Source organism: Vicinamibacteria bacterium (assembly GCA_035620555.1).
Lineage (GTDB): Bacteria > Acidobacteriota > Vicinamibacteria > Marinacidobacterales > SMYC01 > DASPGQ01.
Genome location: DASPGQ010000469.1, coordinates 1 through 2,495, shown reverse-complemented (window position 1 = coordinate 2,495; position 2,495 = coordinate 1). Strand labels below are relative to the sequence as shown.

At 66.1% G+C, this 2,495-nt stretch carries 3 protein-coding genes; all 3 read right to left on the bottom strand.

What is annotated here, in order from left to right; genetic code table 11:
* Positions 1–1,154 (bottom strand): aminotransferase class III-fold pyridoxal phosphate-dependent enzyme (locus tag VEK15_18975; GenBank protein ID HXV62790.1); only part of this gene is annotated, 1,154 nt, incomplete at its 3' end.
* On the bottom strand, positions 1,154–2,203 hold the full coding sequence (argC, locus tag VEK15_18970) for an N-acetyl-gamma-glutamyl-phosphate reductase (protein HXV62789.1): 1,050 nt from the start codon (positions 2,201–2,203) through the stop codon (positions 1,154–1,156). The genes VEK15_18975 and argC, both read right to left, overlap by 1 nt.
* Positions 2,200–2,495, bottom strand: a 296-nt coding sequence (locus VEK15_18965; GenBank protein ID HXV62788.1) for a hypothetical protein, incomplete at its 5' end; no start/stop codon positions are given. The genes argC and VEK15_18965, both read right to left, overlap by 4 nt.

Below are 2,495 nucleotides of genomic sequence, written 5' to 3'. Positions count from 1 at the left end.
TGCAAGGCGGCCGCGAGCTGTCCCACATGCTCTTCCTCGAGCACGAAGGGGGGCAGTAAACGAAGAACGTTGGGATCGGAGCTCGTCCCGGTGAGGATGTCCCGCCGCAGCAGCTCGTCGCGCACCCGGGCGGCTCCGGATCGGCAACGCAACCCGAGAAGGAACCCTGCGCCCTGTATGCCTTCCACCGGCCCGACGACGCACGTCTGGCGCACGAGGTCGGAAAGACGCCTCACGTTGTCGAGGAGGCGCTCTTGCTCGATCGTTTCCAGAACCGCCTCGATCAGGGCGCAGGCCAGAGGACCCCCGCCGAACGTGGTTCCCAGGTCGCCGACGCCGAGTGTCGAGGCGATGTTTCGTGTCATCAAAACGGCCCCCACGGGAAAGCCCGCCCCGAGCGCCTTTGCGGTCGTGATCAGGTCGGGCACCACATCATAGAGACTCGAAGCGAAACCGGTTCCCGCCCGGCCGACGCCGCACTGCACCTCGTCGAAGATCAGAATCGCACCCCGCTCACGAGTCAACGTTCTCGTGGCCTCGAGGAACGCGGGCGCGAGTGGTACCGCGCCCGCAATCCCCTGGATGGGCTCGACGATGACGGCCGCGGTTCTCTCACCAATCGCACGACCGAGCGCGGCCACGTCGTCTCGTGGAACGAACGTCACGCGAAACGGAGCTCGCGGGAATCCGTACCACTTGCCGGCCGCCCCCCAAGTCACCGCTCCGGCAGCGGCGGTGCGACCATGGAATCCATTCTCGACCGCCACGACATGATCTCTCTCGGCAAGACAGTGGAACGCGAGCCGGAGAGCATTCTCGTTCGCTTCCGCGCCGCTATTGACGAAGAACACGCGCTCCAACTCGTCGGGGGCGAGCGCGAGCAGCCTCCTGGCCGCTCTCGCACGCACGTCGAGCGCGACGGCATTGGACTGGAACGTAAGCGTCTCCGCCTGCCGGCGGAGCGTCTCCACGACCCGGGGATGGGCGTAACCCAGCGAAGCCACCGCGTGGCCCCCGTATAGATCGAGGATTCGTCGCCCCTCACCGGTGTGAAGGAAGACGCCCGAGGCGGATACGATCTCTAGGGGAAGCTGCGCGTAGACCTGGGCGAGGTGCTCGGCCTCGCGCTCCAGCGCCGATGCGGCCGAGGGCATCAGATCCAGCCGGCGGGGGACTGCACGAGTCCCATGTCTTCCGGGAATCCGAGGAGCCGGTTCATCCATTGCACGGCACCACCCGCGGCCCCCTTGAGCAAGTTATCGATCACGGAGAAGACGGCGACACTCTGGCCGTCGACGGCGGCGCCGATCCGGGCGTAGTTGCTTCCCACGACGTCCTTGAGTCTCGGCGTCCCTTCGACCACCCTCACGAAGGGAGCCTTCGAGTAATAGCGTTCGAGAGCGTCCCGAACGGTCGTCGCCTCGTAGGCGCCTCGGAGCCTCGCCTGCACCGTCACGTGGATGCCACGCGAGAAAGGTCCCGAATGCGGAATGAAGTGAACGGTCGGACGCTCCCCTACCGCCGCCTCGGCCAGCGCTTCCATCTCGGGTGCGTGGCGATGGGCGAGCGGGTTGTAGGCGAAGAGGTTGGCGTGCCGCACCGGATGATGTGTCGTCTCCTTCGGCGTGGTTCCGGCGCCCGTGCTTCCGGTGACGCCGGTGACGAAGAGCTCGGGCTCGACGAGACGCTCGTCGAGAAGCGGGACGATTGCGAGAAGTGCCGCCGTGGTGAAGCAGCCAGGATGCGCGATATGAGGCGTGTCTGCCGAGCGCGCGTGCTCGGGCACGGCACAGCGAAACCCGTCGAGCAGATCCGGCGCGGGATGCGGATGCCCATAGACCGCTTGATAGGTCGTTGTGCTCGAGAAGCGAAAATCCGCGGACAGGTCGACCACATGCACCGATCGCTGGAATCGCCTCAACAAGGACGCCACGCGGGAAGCCGATTCTCCATGGTTGGCGGCCGAGAAGACGGCGAGAGGCTCGGGCGAGCTCGAGGAGTCGAGAGCCGCGATCGACTCGAAAATCCGGTCGGGAAAACTCGCCTCGAGATGCGGAAAAACTTTCCCGATCGCCTCGCCGGCGCGGCTTTCCGAGCAGGCCGCTAGGAGAGAAAGTCGCGGGTGGGATGCGAGAAGGCGGAGCAGCTCCCCGCCTACGTACCCCGTCGCTCCGACGACGATGGCCTCGACCATCGTGCTCATGACGAGACGCAGCTCGGCGCGAGGCGGTCGACGAGCAAATCCCCGAGCGTCTCCGCGTCGGTGATTGCGTTGACCGCGGCAACGCCGAGCTGTTCGCGGGCGATCTGGACCCCGACCCGGTTGTCGGTTGCGCGTCCGGTGACGACGGCGGGCTCGATCCCATACACGTCCCGAAGAAGCGTGACCCCTCCGAACGCGGCGACGGGATCGTTGGCCGAAAGGACGACGGCGGTCAATACGTTCTTGATGTCAGCGTCCTTCAAGATGCTCTGCACGCCGTAGGCGCCCATCA